This is a genomic window from Streptomyces sp. NPDC048297 (genome assembly GCF_043201585.1).
Lineage (GTDB): Bacteria > Actinomycetota > Actinomycetes > Streptomycetales > Streptomycetaceae > Streptomyces.
In genome coordinates, this window is the sequence record NZ_JBICZA010000005.1 from 80288 (window position 1) to 101992 (window position 21705).

Annotated in this window: 20 protein-coding genes and 1 pseudogene; 16 read left to right on the forward strand and 5 right to left on the reverse strand. The window is 71.0% G+C overall.

Features of this window, described 5'->3' with window-relative positions:
• Nucleotides 1–23: 23 nt before the first annotated feature.
• Both ACGFYV_RS07120 and ACGFYV_RS07125 read right to left on the reverse strand, forming a co-directional pair.
• On the reverse strand, nt 24–1535 hold the full coding sequence (locus ACGFYV_RS07120) for a condensation domain-containing protein (protein WP_393877356.1): 1512 nt from the start codon (nt 1533–1535) through the stop codon (nt 24–26).
• A gap of 157 nt (nt 1536–1692) precedes the next feature.
• Nucleotides 1693–2295 (reverse strand): TetR/AcrR family transcriptional regulator, encoded by a 603-nt coding sequence (locus ACGFYV_RS07125; RefSeq protein ID WP_393877357.1) that lies wholly within the window; start codon nt 2293–2295, stop codon nt 1693–1695.
• A 62-nt stretch (nt 2296–2357) separates the two neighbouring features.
• Between ACGFYV_RS07125 and ACGFYV_RS07130 the strand changes: the two genes are divergently transcribed.
• Nucleotides 2358–4373: a protein kinase gene (locus tag ACGFYV_RS07130; protein WP_393877358.1), complete on the forward strand. Its 2016-nt coding sequence runs from the start codon at nt 2358–2360 to the stop codon at nt 4371–4373.
• A 7-nt stretch (nt 4374–4380) separates the two neighbouring features.
• On the opposite strand, the gene ACGFYV_RS07135 is transcribed toward ACGFYV_RS07130, so the two are convergent.
• Entirely contained in the window at nt 4381–5355 is a 975-nt protein-coding gene (locus ACGFYV_RS07135; RefSeq protein WP_393877359.1) for a zinc-binding alcohol dehydrogenase family protein, read from the reverse strand.
• Between the two features lie 203 nt (nt 5356–5558).
• On the opposite strand from ACGFYV_RS07135, the gene ACGFYV_RS07140 reads away from it, so the two are divergent.
• The 7 genes from ACGFYV_RS07140 to ACGFYV_RS07170 all read left to right on the forward strand — a co-directional run bounded on the left by ACGFYV_RS07140 (nt 5559) and on the right by ACGFYV_RS07170 (nt 13693).
• Nucleotides 5559–5876: an ArsR/SmtB family transcription factor gene (locus tag ACGFYV_RS07140; RefSeq protein ID WP_393877360.1), complete on the forward strand. Its 318-nt coding sequence runs from the start codon at nt 5559–5561 to the stop codon at nt 5874–5876.
• Between the two features lie 184 nt (nt 5877–6060).
• The gene (locus tag ACGFYV_RS07145) at nt 6061–7320 is read left to right on the forward strand and encodes a hypothetical protein (protein WP_393877361.1); all 1260 of its coding nucleotides are present in this window, start codon (nt 6061–6063) and stop codon (nt 7318–7320) included.
• On the forward strand, nt 7317–9068 hold the full coding sequence (locus ACGFYV_RS07150) for a substrate-binding domain-containing protein (RefSeq protein ID WP_393877362.1): 1752 nt from the start codon (nt 7317–7319) through the stop codon (nt 9066–9068). Before ACGFYV_RS07145 ends, ACGFYV_RS07150 begins: the two co-directional genes overlap by 4 nt.
• Nucleotides 9055–9813 carry a hypothetical protein gene (locus ACGFYV_RS07155; protein ID WP_393877363.1) on the forward strand — a complete coding sequence of 253 codons (759 nt, stop codon included), beginning with the start codon at nt 9055–9057 and terminating at the stop codon, nt 9811–9813. Before ACGFYV_RS07150 ends, ACGFYV_RS07155 begins: the two co-directional genes overlap by 14 nt.
• A 205-nt stretch (nt 9814–10018) precedes the next feature.
• Nucleotides 10019–10882, forward strand: coding sequence for an aldo/keto reductase (locus ACGFYV_RS07160; protein ID WP_393877364.1), 864 nt, complete (start codon nt 10019–10021; stop codon nt 10880–10882).
• Nucleotides 10883–10902: 20 nt separating this feature from the next.
• Nucleotides 10903–12645 carry a nuclear transport factor 2 family protein gene (locus tag ACGFYV_RS07165; RefSeq protein WP_393877545.1) on the forward strand — a complete coding sequence of 581 codons (1743 nt, stop codon included), beginning with the start codon at nt 10903–10905 and terminating at the stop codon, nt 12643–12645.
• A gap of 91 nt (nt 12646–12736) precedes the next feature.
• Complete coding sequence (locus ACGFYV_RS07170; protein WP_393877365.1) at nt 12737–13693, forward strand: DMT family transporter; 957 nt, start codon at nt 12737–12739, stop codon at nt 13691–13693.
• On the opposite strand, the gene ACGFYV_RS07175 is transcribed toward ACGFYV_RS07170, so the two are convergent.
• Both ACGFYV_RS07175 and ACGFYV_RS07180 read right to left on the reverse strand, forming a co-directional pair.
• Nucleotides 13581–14471 (reverse strand): LysR family transcriptional regulator, encoded by an 891-nt coding sequence (locus tag ACGFYV_RS07175; RefSeq protein ID WP_393877366.1) that lies wholly within the window; start codon nt 14469–14471, stop codon nt 13581–13583. The genes ACGFYV_RS07170 and ACGFYV_RS07175 overlap by 113 nt on opposite strands.
• Nucleotides 14472–14477: 6 nt before the next feature.
• A pseudogene (locus tag ACGFYV_RS07180) lies at nt 14478–14804 on the reverse strand (PLD nuclease N-terminal domain-containing protein); the annotation flags it as partial.
• A 212-nt stretch (nt 14805–15016) separates the two neighbouring features.
• Between ACGFYV_RS07180 and ACGFYV_RS07185 the strand changes: the two are divergent.
• The 8 genes from ACGFYV_RS07185 to ACGFYV_RS07220 all read left to right on the forward strand — a co-directional run bounded on the left by ACGFYV_RS07185 (nt 15017) and on the right by ACGFYV_RS07220 (nt 21305).
• Nucleotides 15017–16474: a menaquinone biosynthesis decarboxylase gene (locus tag ACGFYV_RS07185; protein WP_393877367.1), complete on the forward strand. Its 1458-nt coding sequence runs from the start codon at nt 15017–15019 to the stop codon at nt 16472–16474.
• The gene (gene mqnP / locus ACGFYV_RS07190; protein WP_393877368.1) at nt 16471–17373 is read left to right on the forward strand and encodes a menaquinone biosynthesis prenyltransferase MqnP; all 903 of its coding nucleotides are present in this window, start codon (nt 16471–16473) and stop codon (nt 17371–17373) included. Before ACGFYV_RS07185 ends, mqnP begins: the two co-directional genes overlap by 4 nt.
• 46 nt (nt 17374–17419) lie before the next feature.
• Complete coding sequence (locus tag ACGFYV_RS07195) at nt 17420–17992, forward strand: Uma2 family endonuclease (RefSeq protein WP_393877369.1); 573 nt, start codon at nt 17420–17422, stop codon at nt 17990–17992.
• Nucleotides 17993–18023: 31 nt separating this feature from the next.
• Nucleotides 18024–18704, forward strand: a complete 681-nt coding sequence (locus ACGFYV_RS07200) for a UbiX family flavin prenyltransferase (protein ID WP_393877370.1) — start codon at nt 18024–18026, stop codon at nt 18702–18704.
• Between the two features lie 58 nt (nt 18705–18762).
• Nucleotides 18763–19218, forward strand: a complete 456-nt coding sequence (locus ACGFYV_RS07205) for an Lrp/AsnC family transcriptional regulator (protein ID WP_393877371.1) — start codon at nt 18763–18765, stop codon at nt 19216–19218.
• Nucleotides 19219–19256: 38 nt separating this feature from the next.
• The gene (gene mqnE, locus ACGFYV_RS07210) at nt 19257–20420 is read left to right on the forward strand and encodes an aminofutalosine synthase MqnE (RefSeq protein WP_393877372.1); all 1164 of its coding nucleotides are present in this window, start codon (nt 19257–19259) and stop codon (nt 20418–20420) included.
• A gap of 4 nt (nt 20421–20424) precedes the next feature.
• Nucleotides 20425–20949, forward strand: coding sequence for a GNAT family N-acetyltransferase (locus ACGFYV_RS07215; RefSeq protein WP_393877373.1), 525 nt, complete (start codon nt 20425–20427; stop codon nt 20947–20949).
• 86 nt (nt 20950–21035) lie between these two features.
• Complete coding sequence (locus ACGFYV_RS07220) at nt 21036–21305, forward strand: DUF4229 domain-containing protein (protein WP_393877374.1); 270 nt, start codon at nt 21036–21038, stop codon at nt 21303–21305.
• Nucleotides 21306–21705 lie beyond the last annotated feature (400 nt).

Genomic DNA, 21705 nt, shown 5'->3' on the forward strand with positions numbered 1-21705 from the left:
CAGTGTCCGTGGTGTCCGTTCGGTCACGAAGTGTGGCCGGGCGAGGACGGCCCTGGTGAGGACGGCCCTGGCGTGAGCGTGGCCGCGATCAGGTCGCGCAGCCGCTCGACGTACAGCCGCATGTTCTTCGCCGCCACGTCGGTGTCCGGATGGCGGCTCGCCAGCCACAGCCCGTCGTGCAGCCGGTTGACCCACACGCACACCTGGTCGCCGTACGACACCCGCAGCAGCCCGTACGCCTTCTGCTCGGCCCAGCGCGCGGCGCCCGGGATGCCCCGGCCGTCGACGAACGAGACGATCGAGTACAGGTCGGGCGAGGTGGGCCGGAAGTCCGCGCCGAGCAGGCGCAGCACACGGGCGAGCGGCATCCGGGACAGCGGCCGGTTCGCCTGGAGCTGCGCGCGCACCGCCCGCATCGTGGCCGGCAGGTCGGGGGCGTCCGCCACGGGCACCTCGATGGGGGCACCGCCCACGAACCAGCCCACCGAGTCGGACCAGCGGGACTTCACCCGGGTGTGGAACGGCACCACCGTCCGGTACACCGGCACCCCGCCCAGCTCGTGCACGATCATCCCGGTGGCCGCGAGCAGCCCGACCAGGCTGCCGCCGTACGGCCGGCAGGCCGCCTCGAACGAGGCCGCGGCGTCCGCGTCCACGAGCGGTTCGCTGATCATCCGCTGCCGGGGCAGCGGGCCGCCGGGCTCGACGTCGTCGATGCCGAGTTCCACCGGGAAGCCCGGCAGGGTGCCGTCGCAGCGCCGGACGAACTCCCGCCAGCGGGCGACGAGGTCGTGGCCGCCGTCGATGCGGTCGGCGTCCGCCCGCTCCAGTTCGCAGAAGTCGACGTAACTGGCCGCGGGGGTGCGTACGACGGGCCCGCGCCCCTCGCGGGCGGCCGTGTACAGCTCCTCGATCTCGGCGGGGATGCCGTGCAGCGAGTAGGCGTCCACGTTGCTGTGGTCGAAGGCCAGGTACACGCTGGCGGAGTCGTCCCGGACGACCGCCGCGTAGATCAGGTTGGGCCAGCGCAGCGCGTCCGCGACCGTGTCGAAGCGGTGCTGCAGGTGCGCGGCCAGGGCGTCGGCGTCGGTGAAGTCGCCGGCGTCCTCGCGGTGCAGGGACACGTCCTCGGCGTCCAGCGTGAACCGGCGCAACTCGCCGCCAACGCCGCCCACTTGGCCCGTCCCGCCTGCCTGGCCCGCCTCGGCCGCTTGGCCCGCCTCGGCCGTCCCATTCGCCCAGCGGAACCCGCTGCGCAGCGTCTCGTGCCGCACGGTCCAGGTGCGCAGCGCCTCCTGGAGCAGATCGAGGTCGACCGGTCCGGGCAGGTCGAAGACCGTACCGAGCCAGGTGGGCACGAACAGGCCGCTGTCCCGTACGGACTTGGCGGTTCTGATGTGCGACTCCTGGATGTAGGCGGGCGGCCGGGAGTCCTCCGGGAGTTTCGCCGCCACCGCGACGGTCGCCGGAGCGAGGGTCCACTCCACGAGCCGTCCCGGCCGGACCTCGCAACGCTGGATGTCAGTGATTCGCACGCGTCTCCGATCGCAGGCGGGGGACCCCCTGGATGAAGGGCCCCCTTCAAGGGAATGCCGTCGGACCCGGCGCGGACATGCCCGCCCGGACCATTTCAACGGAACGGGTGGCGGTGCGAACGCGGAAGTGAATAACCCTCGGTGACCGGTGGGGACATCACGCCGGCGCTGCCGCGACCGCTCGCCAGATGCGGTCCGGCAGGATCAGGGCCGCTTCGTCGAGGTCGACGTCGTCGATGCCGGACAGCCGGCGGCGGGCCACGGCGATGACCGGGCCGAGGACGAGGGACTCGATCAACGCCGTGGGCAGCGGGGCGAGTTCGCCGGCGTCGACATGGATCTGGGCCCACTGGGCGAGGGGGGAGAGGCGGGCCTCCTGGGCGTCGCGCAGGCGTCGGCCGTCGGCCATGCCCCGGCGGTCGGCGTAGGCGGAGTGCAGGAGCAGGGCGGCGTCCCGGTGCTCCTGTACGAAGTCCAGGTAGGTCACGACGAGGGACCGGATGCCGGTGTGGGCGGTGCGGGTACCTCCCAGGGCGGTGACCAGTTCGTCCATCAGCCGGCCGAGCCACCGCGTGAGCAGCGCGTCCATGAGGCCGTCGAGGCTGCCGAAGTGGTGGTACAGGCTGCCCAGGCTCACCCCGCTCGCCTTCGTGACGGCACTGACCGTCAGCCCCTGGTCGCCCCCCTCGGCGTACACGCGCAGCGCGGCGTCCAGGAGGTGCTCGACGGTGGCCTCGCCCCGCTGTTGTTTGCGGCTCATTCTGGAATACTTTTCTAGAAACAAATTTCAGAACAGTGGACAGTGTACTCAGGGGGAGCGCGTTGAGCAGGGAACACGGGGAACGTGGGGAGCACAGGGCGTACGGGGAGCACGGGGTCGAGCCGCTGGAGGCCGACGACCCGCGGCGGATCGGTCCGATCCCGCTGATCGGCCGGCTCGGCTCCGGCGGCATGGGCCGTGTCTATCTGGGCGTGCACGAGGGCCGGTACGCCGCCGTCAAACAGGTGCTGCCCTCCGTGGTCGGTGAGGACAAGGACTTCGTACGACGCTTCGGGCACGAGCTGGACAACCTCTCCCGGCTGCCCGCCGAGGCCACGGCCCCGCTGCTCGCGGGCGACCGGGAGGACCGGCCCCCGTGGTTCGCCACCGCGTACGTGCCCGGACTGACCCTGCGCGAGGCCCTGGAGGCGCACGGCGGCCCGCTGCCACCCGAGGCGCTGTGGCTGCTCCTGCGGGAGAGCGCGGCGGGTCTGGCGGCGGTGCACGGGCTGGGCATGGTGCACCGGGACGTCAAGCCGTCCAACGTCATGCTCACCCTCGACGGCGTCACCCTCATCGACTTCGGTGTGGCGCGGGCCGCCGAGCAGAGCCAACTGACCCGGACCGGCATGGTGGTGGGCACCCCCGCCTACATGTCGCCTGAACAGGCCGCGGGCGCACGGCGGTTGACCGGCGCGGTGGACGTGTTCGCGCTGGGTTCCGTGGTCGCGTTCGCGGCGTGCGGCCGGCCGCCCTTCGGGGACGAGTCCGGGCACGCCGTGCTGTACCGGATCGTGCACGAACAGCCCGACCTCGGGGGGCTGCGCGAGGCCGACCCGGAGCTGGCCTCCGTCGTCGCCTCCTGCCTGGACAAGGACCCCGAGGGCCGCCCCACCGCCGCCGAACTCGTCCGGTCGGCCGCCGGCCGGGGCCCGTCCGGGCCGCCGCTGTGGCCCGCCGCCCTCACGCGGCACCTGGCCGGGCGGGCGGCGTTCGCGGCGGCGGTGCCGGAGGCGACGGTGGTGGAGACGGCCCCGGCCCCCGAGCCGAAGGCCGGTGCCGAGCCCGGTCCTGAGGCCGGTCCTGAGGCCGGTCCTGAGGCCGGTCCTGGGCCCGGTCCCGAGCCCGGTCCCGAGCCCGAGGTGGTCGTACGGCCCTCCGCGGGCGGGCGCAGGGACGACGGCGTCCGCGAACGGCGCCGCTCTCGCGTTCTGTTGGCCGTCCTGCCGGCCGTGGTCGTCGTCGGCACGGCGCCCCTCGCCTTCCAACTCCTCCCGTACGCGACCGACCCGGGCCGCCGCGACGACACCGCGGGAACCCCCGCGGCCTCCGTCTCCGCGTCGGCCGGATCCGCACCCGGCTCGTCCTCCGCGAGTCCCTCCGGTGCGACGAAGCCGGACGGGAAGAAGTCGCCCTCTCCCGCGGGGGAGAAGAAGCCCGGAAAGGGCACGAAGGACTCGGGGGCGTCCGGCGGTTCGGGCGGCTCGGGCGGCTCGGGCGTGTCGAACGGCGGAACCTCCGGAGGCACGGGCGACGACTCGGCTTCCGGCTCGGGCGGTTCCGGCGGCTCGGGAGGCTCCTCCGCCGGTGGCTCCGCCGCCGGCGGCTCCTCGTCCGCAGGCTCCTCGGGCGGCTCCACCGCAGGTTCCCCCGGCGGCTCGTCGTCCGGCGGCTCCTCCTCCGGAGGGACCGGGACCTCCCCCGCCGGCCCCGCCTCGGGAACCTTCCGGCTCAAGAACGGCGAGAACGGCACGTGCCTGATCCAGGTGTACGGCTCCACAGGCCTCGGTGACTGCTCGTCCTCGTCCGCCCGCTGGACCTTCCGCAGCGCCGCCGGTGGCAGCGTCAAGGTGGTCAACGTGTCCAGCGGCGCCTGCCTGAGCGCGAACGGCAAGAACCAGGCCGTCTTCGTCGGCGACTGCTCCCAGGCCAGTGATCTGCGCCTGTGGCGGACGGGCTCCGGCAACTCCCTGAGCACCGTCTACGACGGCGGCTGCCTCGACCTCGCCTACGGCGGCGGCGTGGGCGAGGCCACCTGCCTGCCGGGGGCGTCCTCCCAGAGCTGGGCCAGGATCTGAGGGGCGGCTACGCGCCCACCCGCAGCAGCAGCTTCCCGGTGCTCGTGCGGGTGCCCATCAGGTGGTGGGCCTCGGCGGCGTCCTCCAACGGGAACTCGGCGGTCACCGGCAGGGACACCGTGCCGTCGACCGCCTTGGCGAAGGCCTGCTCGGTGAGCCGGCGCAGCTCGGCCGGTGCCGTCGTGGCGAGGGTGAGGATGGAGAACCCGGAGACGGAGATGCCGAGGGGGTACAGCTCGGGCTGGCCCACGGTCCACGGCGCGGCGGAACTGGCGTTGCCGAAGGAGACCAGGCGGCCGAAGACGGCGAGGGAGGCCAGGCCCGCGCGGAGGGTGTCGCCGCCGACGGGGTCGAGGACCAGGTCGGCGCCCCGGTCGGCGGTGGCCTCGCGCACCGGGTCCTGGAAGGCGCCGACGAAGACCTCGTCGTAGCCGTGCTCCTTGGCGTAGGCGGCCTTCGCCGCGGAGGAGACCACGCCGAGGACCGCGCCGGCGCCCGCCGCCCGTGCCAGTCGGCCCGCCACCGTGCCGATCCCGCCGGCCGCGCCCTGGATCAGGATCGTCTCGCCCGGCTGGAGCCGGCCGACCGTGTGGACGAGGGCGTACGCCGTCGGCAGGACGGTCGGCAGGGTGGCCGCCGTGCGCAGGTCAAGACCGGCGGGGACGGGGAAGACGGTCGTCGCGTCGGCCACGACGACCTCCGCGTACGCCCCGCCCGGCGTCAGCGCGGCCACCTCCTGGCCGACGGTCAGGCCGGTGACCCCGGCGCCGAGGGCGCGGACGCGGCCGGAGACCTCCAGGCCGGGGACGTACGGCAGGTCCGGCACCCGGTAGCCCTCCGCCCGTGCCTTGAGGTCGGCGAAGTTCACGCCCGTGTACGCCACGTCGATGCCGACCTGGCCGGGGCCGGGTTCCGGCGCCTCGGCCGTCACCGCCTTCAGGACCTCGGGACCGCCGTACTCCTGGAACTCGATCGCGCGCATGCCAAACCCCCGGCTCGGTGAAGTGCCCACTGACTGTTCAATCGAAAGCGAACACTCATGAGTGTATGGTTTTCATCGAACACTCGGCAAGCGGGAAACCGCGGAGCGGACAACGGCCGAGCGGACGACAGCCGAGCGGACGACAGCCGAGCGGACGACAACCGAGCCGACAACGGCGACGAGAGAGATGAGGGAGGGCCGGCATGGCCGCGCGTTCTCACCGGGCCGCCCCCGAGCACACCCACCCCGACGACGTCCCGCTGGAGGCCGCCCTCGCCGCCCTCGCCGACCCCGTACGCCTCACCCTGGTCCGGGAGTTGGCCGGCTCCGCAGAGTGGAGCCGCAGCTGCGGCAGCTTCGACGTGCCCGTCGGCAAGGCGGCCCTCAGTCACCACTTCGCGGTGCTGCGCGGCGCGGGCCTGGTCGAACAGCGAGACGAGGGGCCCAAGCGGGTCAACCGGCTGCGGCGGGCGGAGTTCGACGCCCGCTTCCCGGGACTGCTCGACCTCGTCCTGCGCTGACGGTCATTGGCGGCCACTGACGGCCGCTGAAGGCCACTGTCGGTCACTGAAGGCCACTGACCGTCGCTGACGATCCTTCACATTTCTTTGGCTCCCTGTTCGTTGTGCGTTCCGCCGGGCGCCGTCGCGCGCGCGGACGATCCTGCCCCAGCTGACGCAGGGGAGTCCGGTGAACACTCGCAGTGTGGTGACCGACAGACAGCCCGAGGGCGGTGAGCCCCGTCTGCGGGTCGGGGCACCGGCGGTCGTGCCGCCGCGCTCGCGGGCGCGCCGGTGGTTCCCGCGGGCCGTCGCCGTCGCGACCGCCCTGAGCGCGATCGTCGTCCTCGCCGAGGGGCATGTGGGCCTGCCCTTCACGCGCGTCGTGACGATCGAGGCCAAGATGGCCTCGAAGGCCGACTACTTCGAGGACCCCGAGGTCCAGCGGCTGCTTGTCCGGCACGGATTCCGTGTGCACATCACCCGCCTGGGGTCCCGGGGGATCGCCGCCCAGAGCTACGACGGCTACGACGTCGTGTTCCCCTCGGGACAGCCCGCCGCCGACCTGATCGCCAGGAAGCGCGTGGCCGAGGGCCACTCGACGACGGCGTACCGGCCGTTCGTCAGCCCGGTCGTGCTCGGCACCTACCGGGAGTACGCCGAGACGCTCCAGGAGGCCGGGATCGCCACCCCGTTACCGGGGGTGCCGCCGGGTGCCGAACCGCTCTACTACTCGCTGGACATGAAGAAGTTCCTCAAGGCGAGCGCCGACGGCAGCCGCTGGGACGACCTCGGCATCGACCGCCACGGCATCCACAACGGCAACAAGGTGCTCGCCCAGACCTCCGACATCTGCGAGGCCAACTCGGCGGGCACGTACCTGGGTCTGGTCTCCTACATCTGGAACGGCGACAACATCCCGCAGGACGAGGCGCAGGCCGACCGGTTCGCCGCGAAGATACGGCTCCTGCTCAACGACCAGGGCATGCCGTCCTCGGAGAAGAACGAGACGTACGTGTCCGCCGAGGGCAAGAGCATCTCGCCGATCGCGGTGATCTACGAGCACCAGTTCCTGGCCCACCAGATCGCCGCTTGGAACGGCACCGGGCACATCGACAGCGAACGCGTCCTGCTCTACCCGTCGGCGCGGTTCATCACCGAGCCCCAGCTCATCGCGCTGTCCCCGGACGGCGCCCGGCTCGGCGACCTCATCACCAAGGACCCGGCGCTGCAACGGCGCGCGATGGAGCTGGGATTCCGGGTGCGGGACGCCGAGGGTGCCTCGGCCACCAGCGACTCGCTCACCCGGTTCCTCGGGCAGCGCCACATCCAGGCACCCGTCCTCTCCGACGACGACACCAAGGCGGTGCTGCCCCGGCTCGACCTGCTGGAGCGGATGATCGAGACCGTCGGCGACTGCGACCCGGTCGTCCAGTCGGGCGCCGCCGGCGAGGAGGCACCATGAGGACCCGCCCCGCCCGCATCCCCCGCACCCCCGCCGCCCGCATCCGCCCCGCGCGCACCCGCGCAACCCGCACCCGCGCAACCCGCACCCGCGGCCTTCGTCTCACCCTCTGCCTCGTCCTGCTCGCCACGCTCGGCGGGTTCGTCTCCTGCACCGGTGGCGCCGGCGGTCCCGACGTCACCCTGCACGTCCTGGCCAGCGACGAACTCACCGACATACAGCCCCTGTTGGGCCAGCTCCAGGAGGACACCGGCGTCCGTCTGGACATGGACTACCGGCCCACCAACGACGCCGGCGACACCCTGCTGAGCGGCCGCCACTCCTACGACCTGGCCTGGCTCTCCTCCGACCGCTACTTCCGGCTCAAGGCCAAGAAAGCCGAGCCCGGCACCGGCACCGGCACCGGCACGGGCACGGGTACCGGCACGGGTACTGGCACCGTCACCGGCACGGGTACCAGCACCCACCCCGCCACGGTCGTCCAGAGCACCTCGATCATGCGGTCCCCGGTCGTCGTCGGCCTCACCCCCGACGTGGCCGGCACGCTGCGCGCCGGAGTGCCCGGCGGACGCCTGTCCTGGGCGGACATCGCCGACGCCGCCGCCACCGGCACCGTCCGCTTCGGCATGGCCGACCCCCGGCACAGCAACAGCGGCCTCGCCGCGCTGGTCGGCGTCGCCACGGCCGCGGCCGGGACCGGCGGCGCGCTGCGCCTGCCGGACGTCAGCTGCGACCGGCTGCGCGGCTTCCGCTCCGGGCAGACCCTCACCGCCGAGAAGTCCCACGACCTGCTGGACGCCTTCGCCGACCACCCCGGCCGCACCAACGCCCTGATCACCTACGAGTCCGAGCTGCTCACCCTGAACGCCTCGCACCGCCTGAAGCAGCCACTGGAGATCGTCCACCCCGCCGACGGCATGGTGCTGTCCGACTACCCGCTGCTCCTGCTCGACCCGCGGCGCCGCGACTCCTACGACCGGGTCGTGGACTGGCTGACGGCCACCGGCCACCAGCGCGACATCATGCGCCGCACCCTGCGCCGCCCGGTCAGCACCGCCGTGACCCGCGACCCCCGGCTCACCTCGCCCCTGGACAACGCGCTGTACTTCCCCGACGACGCGGCCGTCCTGGACCGGCTCCTCGCCGACTACGGCGACCCGCGCCGCCGCGTCGCCGACCAGGTCGTCTTCCTGCTGGACTTCTCCACCTCGATGCGCGGCGCCCGGACGAGCGCGCTGCGGGCCGCGTTCGCCGGGCTCAGCGGCGCGGACACCTCCGCCACCGGCAAGTTCGTCCGCTTCTACCAGGGCGAGCGGCTGACCGTGGTCCGCTTCGGTGGCCGCCCGCTGGCCGAGCGCACGGTCACCGTGCACGGCCCCGCCGACCTCAGCGCCCTGGACGACTTCGTCGCCGGCGGCGGTTACGACGGCTCCACCGCCGTCTGGTCCGCCCTGGACCGCGGCTACGGCGCCGCCGCGCGCACCCTCGCCGACGACCCGGGCCGTGCGGTGTCCATCGTGCTGATGACCGACGGCGAGAACAACGCGGGCCTGGACCGCGCGGGTTTCGTCAGCCGCTACCGGGCCCGGCCCGCCGACGTGCGCGCCGTGCACACCTACCCCGTCCACTTCGGGGACGCGGACCCGGCCGAACTGCGCCAGGTCGCCGCGGTGACCGGCGGCCGTATGGTCGACGCCCGCCGCTCGTCCCTGTCCACCGCGTTCAAGGAGATCCGTGGCTGTTCTTGACGGCACCTGGTGGAGCGCCTGGTGGGGCGCGATGACATGGTGGCTGGTGGCCTTCGCCGGCCTGCTCGTGCTGGGCACGCTGACCGTGCGCGGGGCCCTGGGACGGATCGGCAGGCCGCCCGAGGACCCCAACTACCAGCCGCTGTACCTCGACAACGACGCCGTGATGGGCCTGTTCAAGATGGGCAACTACAAGACGGCGATGCGCCGGGAGGTCGAGGAGCGGCGCCTGCGCAACGCCGGCTGCCTGGCGGTGATCCCGCTGGTCTCCATGGTGTTCAACCTGACGGGCGGCAGCAGCACCGAGGTCGTCGCCAAGTACGTGGAGCAGAGCGAGCCGATATCGGTGATCGGCCTGCTGCTGTCCGTCCTGCGCCGCAAGGACGCCCTCGTCGAAGTGGTGCTGGGGCGGGAGTCCGGCACCGTCACGCCGAACCACGTCCTCGGCCGGAAGCTGGCCCCCGCCGCGACCGTGGGGCTCACCGAGATCGGCGAGTTCGTCATGGTCACCGGCCGGTTCCAGGCCGACGGCTCCGACGGCGAGGACCTGGTGATGCGCGCCGCCTACGGAGACGGACGGTCCCGCGCGCACCTGCGGGTCGTCCTGCGCCGCTCGGAGCTGCGCCGGCCGGGCAAGAGGCTGCCCGGAGGCCAGTTCCAGGCGCACTGCCTGGGCAAGGTGACCAGCTGGGACCCCGAGAACCGCGAGAGCGTGCTCGAGTACCCGATCGCGGCGTTCCTCTGAGCTGCTGAGCTGCTGAGCGTCTGGGCTTGTGAGCGTCTGGGCGTCCGGTCTTCCGTGAACCCGAGTGGCTGAAAACTGCCCTTAGAGGAAGGCGATTGCACCATCGGACAGTACTTGCGTGCGCAGTGAACCGACGGCGTCACCGCGCGCGATACTCCTCGCCACCAGGGTTTTTTCCCAGTCATGACCTTCGGGAGGAGTTGCGGTGGATGCGATCGCGGAGACGGGAAGATGCCCCGACGGGTACCTGCTGGGTGACCTTCCCGTCCGGCGCCTCGGCTACGGGACCATGCAGCTCACCGGCCCAGGCGTCTGGGGTGATCCCGAAGACCCTGAAGAGGCCGTTCGCGTACTGAGACGCGCGGTCGAGCTGGGCGTCAACTTCATCGACACGGCGGACTCCTACGGCCCGTTCTCCGCCGACCATCTGGTGCGTCGCGCCCTGCACCCGTACGCGGACGACGTGGTCGTCGCCACGAAGGTGGGACTGACACGACCCGGCCCCGACCAGTGGATACCCGTGGGACGTCCGGAGTACCTGCGCCAGCAGGTGGAGTTGAGCCTCCGTCATCTGGGTGTCGACCGCATCGACCTGCTCCAGCTGCACCGTATCGACCCCGCCGTGCCGCTCAGCGACCAGCTCGGTGAACTGAGGAGCCTTCAGGACGAGGGGAAGGTACGGCATCTCGGCCTCAGCGAGGTGACCGTGGACCAGCTGGAGGAAGCCTCCGGTATGGCGACCATCGTCTCCGTCCAGAACCGGTACAACCTGGCGGACCGTGCCGCGGACGACGTCCTCGCCTTCGCGGAGGCGCACGACATGGCGTTCATCCCCTGGTTCCCCCTCGCGACCGGTGAACTGGCCCGGCCGCAGGGACCCTTGCACACGCTCGCCACCGAGATCGGTGTGACACCGGCGCAACTGTCCCTGGCGTGGCTGCTGAAGCGGTCGTCCTCGATACTTCCGATTCCAGGAACGTCGAAGGTGGGTCATCTCGAAGAGAATGTGGCCGCCGCCGACATCGTTCTGTCAGAAGGCGACTTCAAGCACCTGACCGAATCGGTGTAGCAGGAAGAAAGTTGACGATCATGCGCGTCGCCGGCGAGCCGAGCCCGTACGAGTTGTACATACAGTTCCCTCGTCTGGAGGCACTGTGGAGTCGGGCCTCTGCCCCTGACTGGCCCGATGGCGTATCGGTCGCAGCCGGCCTGCAGGCGACAGAACTCTGCCTGATGCTCCTGAAGGACACGCTTGAGGACGAGAGGAAGGACGCTCTGCCGCACCGGCGGCGCGCTCGCCTGGTCGCCCTGCTGGCGGCGGGGCTGGAGGCGGTGTGTGAACAGCTCCTGCGGACACCTCCGCCGCCTTCGTACCTGACCGGCCGCAGCGTCCGTGACATGCGGAGGGCGAAGCCCGCCCAGGGGTTCGGCCTCCTGGCGTATCTGTCGCGGGCCGAGACGGAGCGGGTGGCCGCCGTCTTCCGGGCGGCCGGCCTGCCCTTCGGTGTCGGCGTGGAGGCGGAGGTCGACCGCGCCTGCGCGCAGCACGGCCTGCCGCCTGTTTCTCCGTCTGTGTCTCCGCCCATGTCTCACCACGCCGTGGGAGCGGCCGAGACCCTCGACTACGCCGGACTCGTCCGGCCGGACGAGGTCTGGGGCCTCGACGACACACCGCACCTGGGACCGGAAGACCTCGTCTTCCGCACAGCGCACCAGATCAACGAATGCTGGCTGAGGGTGGCCCACACCCATACCGATGCCGCCGAAGCCGCGGCGAAAGCGGAGCATTGGGAGGAGGCGGCCCGGCGGACCGAGTCGGCCTCGCGGGCGATCCTCCTCGCGACCGAGGCCGGCCACTTGCTGGAGACCATGAATCTGGCCGACTACCATCCGCTGCGCGTCATGCTGCGTGACGGAAGCGGGGCCCAGTCGAAGGCCGCGCGAGCCCTGAGTGCCGTACCCCGCCGGCTCGTCAACCCCTTGGTCGGCGCCCTGGCCGCCAGGGGGCTGTCACTGTTCGACGTGCTCGCCCACCCCGGCCAGGAGCTGTCGGCCTACACCCACCTCGTGGCGGTCAAGGCAGCGGCCCGCAGTTGCCAGAACTTCTTGTTCCAGCACTACTTGCTCGTCCTCAACGTCCTGGGAACGAACACCCGTGGCGCGCTGGGCTACGAGGTGCACGAACTCGGCGACCGGGCTCTGCGGGAGCCCCTGCCCGAACTGGGTGGGGCACAGCACGATCTCGCCCTGATGACCAGCCTGTTGTACGGCCAATCCTCTGGTTCCGCGGTTCTCCACAATGAAATCGCCGTGGGCTGGAATCCCTACACTCTCCCGCCGCCGTCCTCGCCCGCCTGTCCACCCGATCTGATGCGCGAGCGCATCGCCGCGTATTTCCGGACCCTGCGCGAGCGCGACGCGGCCGGATGGGTGGGATTGTTCGATCCCGAACAGGGGCAGATGCGCGACAACCCGGGCGCGCGCCCATTCCGGGGGCGACGTCATCTGTCGGTCTTCATCACCTCGGTCTTCGATGTTTTCGCGGACATCGAGAATTCCTACGACGTGATCGATGTGCACGACAATTATGTGGAAGTGTCGTGGCGGATGGACGTGAACACCGTCATGGGCCGGGAAAGCGGTTTTGAGGGCACGGAGGAGTTCTGGTTCGACGACGAAGGTCTCATACTTCGCGCGTGGTCGAAGTGGGATCCCGAGCAGGCGGCCGTGTCCTTGTGGCCCGGATCCACCATTCGTCCGCCGGTCCGGGCGTCGGTCGGCATGCCCTTGTCCGGCACGTCCTTGTCCGGCGTGCCCTCGTCGGGCGTCTGAGCCGGGGCCATCGGCCGCGCCGATGGCCCCATCGGCAGCACTCCCCAGTGGCCCGTGGACCGGCCCGCCGCCCTTTCGTAGCGTCGACGTCATGACACCGGAACACAGGGGCACGGCCCAGCTGACCACCGCGATGATGCTCTCCGGAACCCTCGGCGTGTTCGTCGTCGAGTCGGGGGCCTCGCCGTACGACGTCGTCTTCTTCCGCGTCCTGTTCGGCGCCCTCGCCCTCGGCGGATACGTCGTCGCCCGGGGCTGGCTGCGCGGGCACGGCTTCACCCCGCGCACGCTCGGACTCGCCGTGCTGGGCGGGGTGTTCATCGTCTTCAACTGGGTGCTGCTCTTCCAGTCGTACGAGAACACGTCCATCTCGGTCGCCACCGTCGTCTACCACACACAGCCGTTCTACGTGGTCCTGCTCGGCGCCCTGCTCTTCCGGGAGCGGCTCACCGCCGCGCGGGTGGGCTGGATCGCGGTCGCGTTCGCCGGGCTGATCCTCGTCTCCGGCGTGAGGCCGGCCGACTTCACCGGCGGCGGCACGTACCTCACCGGCATCGGTCAGGCCCTGCTCGCAGCCCTCCTCTACGGCCTGTCCACGCTGGTCACCAAGCGGATCACCGGGGTGCGCCCGCATCTGATCGCCCTGGTCCAGGTCCTGGTCGGCATCCCGCTGCTGCTGCCCCTCGCCGACTTCGGCGCGATGCGGGGCACGGGCTGGGACTGGGGCTGGCTGGTCGGGCTCGGCCTCGTCCACACCGGCGTGATGTACGTCCTCATGTACGCCGCCTACGCCCAGCTCCCGACCGCGAAGATCGCCGTCCTCGCCTTCGTCTACCCGGCGGTCGCGCTGCTCATGGACTGGGTGGTGTACGGCCACCACATCGGCCTCGTCCAGGCCCTCGGCGTCCCGCTGATCGTGACGGCGAGCCTGAAGGTCACGCTGGCCCGGCCTGCTCGGACACCAGTTGCCGGGCCCGCTCCACGAACAGCCGCGCATGGGCCGCAAGCCGCTTCCCGGCCCGCCACGCCAGCTGCGTGCGAAGCGTGAACGGCGGCTCCCAGCCAAGGCGTACGAGGGAGCCCTCCGCGAGTTCGGCGGCGACCGTCACCTCGGGCAGCAGCGCGATCCCGAGGCCGGCCGCCGCCGCGCGTTTGGTCGCCTCGATCGTGCCGAACTCCGTGAACGCCACCGGCTCCAGCGCCGTCAACTCCCGCTCGAACAGGTCCCGGTAGGCGCAGCCGGGCTCGGTGGCCAGCAGGGACTGCCCGGTCAGCTCGGCCGTCTCGACCGGCCGTCCGGCCAGGGCGTGCCCGCGGGCCGCGACCAGCGCCAGCGGCTCCACCGCCAGCACCGCGCTCGTGAGCCCCGGGTGCTCGGTCTCCGCCTCCATCAGGAACCCGACGTCGTACGTGCCCTGCCGCAGCGCCTGCCGTGTCTCGTCGCCGATCGTGGTGCGCAGCGCGAGCCGTACCTGGGGGTGGCGGTGGTGGAAGTACTCCAGCAGCGGGGGCAGCCGGTAGGAGGTCAGGGACTCCATGGTGCCGACGGTCAGCGTCCCGGACGGCTCCTGCGGCCCGGTGACCGCCGCCCGCGCCTCCTCGGCCAGCTCGATCATCTCCCGGGCGTACGGCAGCAGCCGCTCGCCCGCCTCGGTGAGCCTGATCCTGCTGCCGAGCCGGTCGAACAACTCGACCCCGAGGTCCGACTCCAGCGCCCGGACCTGGCTGGTCACACTCGACTGGGCATACGACAACTCGGCCGCGGCCCGCGTGAAACTCAGCACGGTGGCGACCTTCTCGAAGGTGACGAGCAGCCGGAATTCCATGGGTCAGTCGTTCTTCGGATCGTCCTTGTCGAGGGACTTCAGGAAGTCGGGATTGTCGTCCGGGGCCACCCAGTTCGCGGCGGTGTTCCGGTGCCACCGCGACGGCGTGGATCCTCCCCCGGAGGGGGTACCCCCAGCCGGGCCGCCGCGCCGCACCTTGCCGGTCACCAGCCACGCGACCGGCCCGACCAGCACCTCGCCGAACAGCAGGATGACGATCACCCACACCACCTTCGGCAGATGCCGCACCTCGTCCTCAGGCGTGTTCAGACAATCCACAAAGGCATAGACCCACAACGCCAGAACCAACAAAAACGGCAGATACCTGACCATGGCGCACAAATCCCCCGACATGTAAGGCGGCCCGACGACCGAGCCAGACTAGCGGGACGAATCCAGGCACGGCTCACTGCAACTCCCCAGGGGCGCGGGACTGTATCGATGTGCGGCTCCGCCACGTGGGCGCGACCAGCCCCCACACACCCGCACCCGGCAACGGCCAGCCCACTCACGGCGCGAATCCGCCCGTCGGCGATACTTACCCCATGGCTTACGACGATCTTCGCTCCCTCCTCCGCGCCCTGGAGCGCGAGGGAGACCTCAAGCGCATCAAAGCCGAGGTCGACCCGTACCTGGAGGTCGGGGAGATCGTCGACCGGGTCCAGAAGTCCGGCGGCCCCGCCCTCCTCTTCGAGAACGTGAAGGGCTCCTCGATGCCCCTCGCGATGAACGTCTTCGGCACCGACCGCCGCCTCCTGAAGGCGCTGGGCCTGAAGTCGTACGGCGAGATCTCCGAGAAGATCGGCGGCCTGCTGCGCCCCGAGCTGCCGCACGGCTTCGTCGGTGTGCGCGAGGCCTTCGGGAAGCTCGGCGCGATGGCGCACGTGCCGCCGAAGAAGGTGAAGGCCGACAGCGCCCCCGTGCAGGAGGTCGTCCTCACCGGCGACGACGTGGACCTGGACAAGCTGCCGGCCCTGTTCACCTGGCCGAAGGACGGCGGCTCCTTCTTCAACCTCGGCCTCACCCACACCAAGGACCCCGAGACCGGCATCCGCAACCTGGGCCTGTACCGCCTCCAGCGCCACGACAAGCGCACGATCGGCATGCACTGGCAGATCCACAAGGACAGCCGGAACCACTACCAGGTGGCGGCGCGGCGCGGCGAGCGGCTGCCGGTCGCCATCGCCTTCGGCTGCCCGCCCGCCGTCAGCTACGCCTCCACCGCCCCGCTGCCCGGTGACATCGACGAGTACCTGTTCGCCGGGTTCCTCGCGGGCAAGCGGATCGAGATGGTCGACTGCAAGACGGTCCCGCTCCAGGTGCCGGCGAACGCCGAGGTCGTCATCGAGGGCTGGCTTGAGCCGGGCGAGATGCTGCCGGAGGGCCCCTTCGGCGACCACACCGGCTTCTACACCCCGCAGGAGCCCTTCCCGGCGCTGACGATCGACTGCGTCACCATGCGCAGGCGCCCGCTGCTCCAGTCGATCGTCGTCGGCAGGCCCCCCACGGAGGACGGTCCCCTCGGCCGCGCCACGGAACGCTTCTTCCTGCCCCTGCTGAAGATCATCGTCCCGGACATCGTGGACTACCACCTGCCCGAGGCCGGCGGCTTCCACAACTGTGCGATCGTCTCGATCGACAAGAAGTACCCGAAGCACGCCCAGAAGGTCATGCACGCGATCTGGGGGGCCCACATGATGTCCCTCACCAAGCTGATCGTGGTCGTGGACTCCGACTGCGACGTCCACGACCTGCACGAGGTCGCCTGGCGGGCGCTCGGCAACACGGACTACGCCCGTGACCTGACCGTCGTCGAGGGCCCCGTCGACCATCTCGACCACGCCTCCTACCAGCAGTTCTGGGGCGGCAAGGCGGGTATCGACGCCACGAAGAAGTGGCCGGAGGAGGGCTACACCCGCGACGGCGGGTGGCCGGACATGGTCCTCTCGGACCCGGATACGGCGGCCCTGGTGGACCGCCGCTGGAAGGAGTACGGCCTGTGAGCACCGCCTCCGCGGCACTCCCGCGGCCGGGACGCACCAGGGCGTTCCTGCGCCTGGTGATGATCGAGCACTCGGTCTTCGCGCTCCCCTTCGCCTACATCGCCGCGCTGACCGCCATGTTCCAGTGGGACAGGAACATCCACTGGGGCCGGCTGCTGCTGGTGACGATCTGCATGGTCGGCCTGCGCACCTTCGCCATGGCGGTCAACCGGATCATCGACCGCGAGATCGACGCCCGTAACCCCCGCACCGCCCACCGCGAGCTGGTCACCGGCGCGATGTCGGTGCGGCACGCCTGGACGGGCGCCCTGATCGCCCTGGTGGTCTTCCTGGGCGCCGCGGCCCTCCTCAACCCGCTCTGCCTGGCCCTGGCCCCCATCGCGGTGATCCCGATGGTCGTCTACCCCTACGGCAAGCGGTTCACGAACTTCCCGCAGGCCATCCTGGGCCTGGCCCAGGCGATGGGCCCGGTCGGCGGCTGGCTCGCGATCTCCGGTACCTGGTCCTGGGACGCGGTGATCCTCGGCCTCGCCGTCGGCATCTGGATCGGCGGCTTCGACCTGATCTACGCCTGCCAGGACGTCGAGACCGACCGCGAGATCGGCGTCATGTCGGTCCCGGCCCGCTTCGGCATCCCGGCCGCGATCTGGGGCGCCCGCGTCTGCCACACCCTCACCACGGCCCTGTTCGTCTGGTACGCCCTCGCCACCCACGCCGGCGCGTTCTTCTGGCTGGGCCTGGTCGTCGTCGCGGGCGCCTTCCTCTACGAACACCGCATCGTCCGCCCCCACGACCTCTCCCGCGTGAACCGCGCCTTCTTCTCGGTCAACGGCTTCATCGGCATTGCCCTCTTCGTGTGCGCCCTCCTCGACCTGCTGGTCCGGGGCCTGACGGTCTGAGTACGGTCGGCCTACCATCGAGGGCAGGACCCCCAGGGAGGCCAGCGTGACCGTCTCGGGCATCGATCGCCTGCACTCGCAGCTCAGCAAGCTGGAGGACATGTTCCCCGGCTATGTCACGGAGATTGTCGAGGGCAGCATCGTGATGAACCCGGTCAGGCCGTTCCACGGGAGGACGATCCAGAGCTTCTGGGGGATCGTCGAACCGCAGCTGCCGACAGGCTGGGTCGTGGTGACCGACGTCGCGTTCCCTTTCGACGACGCCCACGAGTTCTGCCCGGACCTCGCGGTCATCCCGGCCGAGGCGGAGGCCGAGAACCACAGCTCCTACGCGCCGGACCTCATCGAGTTCGTCGCGGAAGTCGTCTCGCCGGAAAGCATCCGGCGGGACTACGAGCTGAAACCCCGCTGGTACGCCTCCCGGGGCATTGCGAACTACCTGGTGCTCGACCCGCTCCAGGGGCATGTCGTCACCATGTGGAACCCGAGCCCTGACGGCTACCTGGGCCGGGACACCGTTCGCTACGGCCCCGAGCTGACCGTGCACTCGCCCCTCGGCAAGCTGGTGATCCCCACCGGCACCCTCCCCGTCGACCCCAAGGCACCCGACCGGTCCTGAGCAGTCGACATCTCACCGGTACGCTCAAGGTGTGAACGCAGGAGAAACGCAGCGCGCGCCTTGGATCGTGGGGGTGTCCGGAGCTTCCGGGACGCCGTACGCGGCTGCCGTGCTGCGCGCGCTGCTGGACGCGGGGGAGGCGGCGGACCTGGTGGTCAGCCGGGCCTCGCGGCTGACGCTGCTGGACGAGACGGGGATCTCGTTCCGGGACGCGCACTGGCAGGAGGACCTGCGGGAATGGCTCGCCCGGGGTGCCGACGGCAAGCCCGGGACCTTCGACGTGGACGTCAGCGGGGTGCGGTACTGGAACGCGGGGGACCTCGCGGCCGGACCGTCCTCGGGGTCGTACCCGGCGAAGGGGATGCTCGTCGTGCCGGCCTCCACGGCCGCCGTCGCCGGTGTCGCCCTGGGACTGTCCAAGGACCTGCTCCAGCGCGCGGCGAGCGTGACGCTGAAGGAGCGCCGGCCGCTGGTCGTGGCCGTGCGGGAGGCCCCGCTGAACGGGCAGACCCTGCGGCACCTGGTGGCCCTGGACGACGCGGGTGCGAGCGTGGTGCCGGCCTCGCCGGCCTTCTACGCGGGCGCCACCCACATCCAGGACCTGGTGGACTTCGTCGCCGGGCGGGTGCTGGACGCGGCGGGCGTCGGGCACGGCCTGTACCGGCGCTGGAAGGGCGAGCTGGGCGGCGGTGCCGACCGCACGGACCGTTAGCGCGCCTCGCAGTACCTCTCATCACTTCGGGAACTCTTCAGCGGAAGGCTTCGATCGCATGGACGCGGTGGACAGGCAGCTCATCCAGGCCCTGAGGGAGAACGGCCGGGCCTCGTACGCGGAGCTGGGGCGCCTCGTCGGCCTGTCGGGGCCCAGCGTCACCGACCGGATCAACCGGCTGGAGGCGGCGGGTGTCATCACCGGCTACCGGGCCACGGTGAACGCGGCCTCCCTCGGCCTCGGCGTGACCGCCCTGATCGGCATCTCGCTGTCCGACGCCGCCGACCACGAGGACGTGGCCCAGCGGCTCAAGGACCTGCCGGAGATCGAGGACTGCTGGTTCATCGCCGGCGACGACTCGTTCATGCTCAAGGTGCGGGCGGCGGACGTGGACGGCCTGGAGCGGATCATCCGGCGGCTGAGCGGGACCAAGGGGGTCTCCCGGACCCGTACCACGATCGTGCTGTCCACGAAGTGGGAGAACCGGGTCGGGGAACTGCCCGAAGAGGTGTAGGGATACCGTTGGTCGGGCTGTCGGAGAAAGGTGTGGGTATGGACGTCGGGCTCAAGCGCGAGCTGGAGGAGAAGGTCCGCTCCGGTGAGCGGCTGACTCGCGAGGACGGCATCGCGCTGTACGAGTCGGACGATCTGGCGTGGCTGGGCGGACTCGCCCACGAGGTGCGCACGCGTAAGAACGGCGACGTCGTGCACTTCAACGTCAACCGTCACCTGAACATGACGAACGTGTGCACGGCGTCCTGCGCCTACTGCTCGTTCCAGCGCAAGCCGGGCGAGAAGGACGCGTACACGATGCGCATCGAGGAGGCCGTCCGGCTCGCCAAGGCGATGGAGTCGGAGAACCTCACCGAACTGCACATCGTCAACGGCCTGCACCCGAACCTGCCGTGGCGCTACTACCCGCGCTCGCTGCGGGAGCTGAAGGCCGCCCTGCCGCACGTCTCCCTGAAGGCGTTCACGGCCACGGAGATCCACCACTTCGAGACCATCTCGGGCCTGTCGGCGTCGGAGATCCTCGACGAGCTGATCGACGCCGGTCTGGAGTCGCTGACCGGCGGCGGCGCGGAGATCTTCGACTGGGAGGTCCGCCAGCACATCGTGGACCACCGCACGCACTGGGAGGACTGGTCCCGCATCCACCGCCTGGCGCACGAGAAGGGTCTGAAGACCCCGGCCACCATGCTGTACGGCCACATCGAGGAGCCGCGCCACCGCGTCGACCACGTCCTGCGCCTGCGTGAGCTCCAGGACGAGACGAACGGCTTCCAGGTCTTCATCCCGCTGCGCTACCAGCACGACTTCGTGGACATGCAGGACGGCAAGGTCCGCAACAAGCTCCAGGCCCGTACGACCATGGCCACCGGCGCGGAGGCCCTCAAGACCTTCGCCGTCTCCCGTCTGCTGTTCGACAACGTCCCGCACGTGAAGGTCTTCTGGGTGATGCACGGCGTGCAGACCGCTCAGCTCGCCCTCCAGCACGGCGCCGACGACATGGACGGCTCGGTCGTCGAGTACAAGATCACGCACGACGCGGACAACTACGGCACCCCGAACAAGCTGACCCGCGAGGACCTGCTCGACCTGATCCGCGACGCCGGCTTCCGCCCGGTCGAGCGGAACACCCGCTACGAGATCATCCGCGAGTACGACGGCGCGGACCCGCTGCGCCGCGAGTCGCCGCAGCCGATGCGGGTGTGACCGCGTGGCGCTGACCTTCGAGCTGGACCCGGTGGTCTCGCCCTCCTTCAGGGACGAACTGCTCACGCTGTGGACGGACGTCTCGAACGCGGGCGGCTCCGTCGGGTTCGTGCCGCCGGTGACGGCCGCGGACATACGCCCGGAGCTGCTCAAGCACTTCGTGGCCATGGCCGAGGGCCGCGCCCGGCTGCTCGTGGGCCGGGACGAGGCCGGGGCCGTCGCCGCGGCGGCGTTCCTCACCCACAACACGCACCGGCTGATGAGGCACTGGCTGTGGCTGTACACGGTGATGGTGCATCCCCGGCACCAGGGCAAGGGGTACGGCCGCGATCTGCTGGCCGCCGCGGAGGGCGCGGCGCGCGGCTTCGAGGGCATCGAGGCGATACGGCTGACCTGCCGGGGCGGGCTCGGGCTTGAGCGGTTCTACGGCTCCTGCGGCTACAAGGAGGTCGGGCGGGTGCCCGGTGCGATCCGGGTCGCCCCCGGTGACGACCGCGACGACATCATCATGCTGCTGCCGCTGCACTGACCCCGCATCGACCCCGCTGCAAGATCGGATGCGCACCGTGCTTCACTGGACGATGCCCCTGTTTGGAATCGGAAGAGTGGATTGAGATGCTCCGCTACACGCTGATGCGCCTCGGCATCTTCGCCGGCTGCCTCGTGGTCGTCTGGGGAGCCGTCTACTCCGGCATCGTCCCGCGCGGTTTCGGCGACTCCAACCTCCTGTGGGTCCTCCTCCTCTCGCTGATCCTCTCGGCCCCGCTCAGCTTCGTCCTCCTCCGCAAGGAGCGCGACCGCGCCTCGGCCCAGATCGTCACCCGCGTCGACCGCATGAAGGCCAACCTGGAATCCAACCGCAGCCAGGAGGACGCGGCCCAGTAGGGGTCACCTCACCGTCGCCGGGTGCGGCTGCGTCCGCGCAGTTCCCCGCGCCCCTTGGGTGGGTGCCTCGTCGTTGTCGGGTGCGGCTGCGTCTGTGCCGTCCGCGCAGTTCCCCGCGCCCCTTGGGCGGGTGCCCCGCCGTTGCCGGGTGCGGCTGCGTCTGTGCCGTCCGCGCAGTTCCCCGCGCCCCTTGGGTGGGTGCCTCGCCGTTGTCGGGTGCGGGTGTGTGGGGGTTGTTCGCGCAGTTCCCCGCGCCCCTCGGGTGGGTGCCTCGTCGTTGTCGGGTGCGGCTGCGCGGGGGCCGTTCGCGCAGTTCCCCGCGCCCCTCGGGTGGGTGCCTCGTCGTTGTCGGGTGCGGCTGCGCGGGGGCCGTTCGCGCAGTTCCCCGCGCCCCTCGGGT

Bases quoted from the DNA above. Each gene is read 5' to 3' on its own strand.
- ACGFYV_RS07125 (WP_393877357.1), bottom strand. From the start codon at position 2,295: ATGAGCCGCAAACAACAGCGGGGCGAGGCCACCGTCGAGCACCTCCTG.
- ACGFYV_RS07135 (WP_393877359.1), bottom strand. From the start codon at position 5,355: ATGCGCGCGATCGAGTTCCAGGAGTACGGCGGTCCCGAGGTCCTGAAG.
- ACGFYV_RS07140 (WP_393877360.1), top strand. From the start codon at position 5,559: ATGGCCGCGCGTTCTCACCGGGCCGCCCCCGAGCACACCCACCCCGAC.
- ACGFYV_RS07150 (WP_393877362.1), top strand. From the start codon at position 7,317: ATGAGGACCCGCCCCGCCCGCATCCCCCGCACCCCCGCCGCCCGCATC.
- ACGFYV_RS07165 (WP_393877545.1), top strand. From the start codon at position 10,903: ATGCGCGTCGCCGGCGAGCCGAGCCCGTACGAGTTGTACATACAGTTC.
- ACGFYV_RS07170 (WP_393877365.1), top strand. From the start codon at position 12,737: ATGACACCGGAACACAGGGGCACGGCCCAGCTGACCACCGCGATGATG.
- ACGFYV_RS07175 (WP_393877366.1), bottom strand. From the start codon at position 14,471: ATGGAATTCCGGCTGCTCGTCACCTTCGAGAAGGTCGCCACCGTGCTG.
- ACGFYV_RS07185 (WP_393877367.1), top strand. From the start codon at position 15,017: ATGGCTTACGACGATCTTCGCTCCCTCCTCCGCGCCCTGGAGCGCGAG.
- ACGFYV_RS07205 (WP_393877371.1), top strand. From the start codon at position 18,763: ATGGACGCGGTGGACAGGCAGCTCATCCAGGCCCTGAGGGAGAACGGC.
- mqnE (WP_393877372.1), top strand. From the start codon at position 19,257: ATGGACGTCGGGCTCAAGCGCGAGCTGGAGGAGAAGGTCCGCTCCGGT.
- ACGFYV_RS07220 (WP_393877374.1), top strand. From the start codon at position 21,036: ATGCTCCGCTACACGCTGATGCGCCTCGGCATCTTCGCCGGCTGCCTC.